2 rRNA genes are annotated in these 747 nt (G+C 45.8%); both read left to right on the forward strand.

Annotated elements, in window-relative coordinates:
• Positions 1–182 (forward strand): 16S ribosomal RNA (locus tag L5M10_RS23980); the annotation flags it as partial.
• 362 nt (positions 183–544) lie between these two features.
• Positions 545–747 (forward strand): 23S ribosomal RNA (locus L5M10_RS23985); the annotation flags it as partial.

The following is a 747-nucleotide window of genomic DNA, read 5'->3' on the forward strand; positions in this document are numbered from 1 at the left end:
GAATGCCACGGTGAATACGTTCCCGGGCCTTGTACACACCGCCCGTCACACCATGGGAGTGGGCTGCAAAAGAAGTGGGTAGCTTAACCTTCGGGGGGGCGCTCACCACTTTGTGGTTCATGACTGGGGTGAAGTCGTAACAAGGTAGCCCTAGGGGAACCTGGGGCTGGATCACCTCCTTACCTATACGACTAACTTAATGTTTGCTGAGTGTTCACACAGATTGCTTGTTTAKCTTCTCTCACGAGAAGTCAGAGCGAAACATCCCTCTTGCAGGTAGATGTTGTTCTTTAACAATTTGGAAAGCTGATAGTATTTAATTGCATGAGTCTGTCATGTGATTAATTACAAAACGTTTAATGCGCAAGCATTGAACATGAGTTCTCAAACACTTTATTAAGTGTCTTGAATATTCAATAGTAAATTATTCTTTATTGAATAGTTTGCGTCTAAGGCGCGTCCACTTCTTTGGTCAGAAGTGAGACAAGTAAAACCAAGCTGGTCGCAATGCGGCGCAGGTGAGTGAAACTCATTTGGGTTGTATGGTTAAGCGACTAAGCGTATACGGTGGATGCCTTGGCAGTCAGAGGCGATGAAGGACGTAGTAACTTGCGAAAAGCGTTGGCGAGCTAGTAACAAGCATTTGAGCTAACGATGTCCGAATGGGGKAACCCAGCAGCATAAGCTGTTATCGCAACATGAATACATAGTGTTGCGAGGCGAACGAGGGGAACTGAAACATCTAAG

Source organism: Shewanella sp. SM32 (assembly GCF_025654235.1).
GTDB classification, from domain to species: domain Bacteria; phylum Pseudomonadota; class Gammaproteobacteria; order Enterobacterales; family Shewanellaceae; genus Shewanella; species Shewanella oncorhynchi.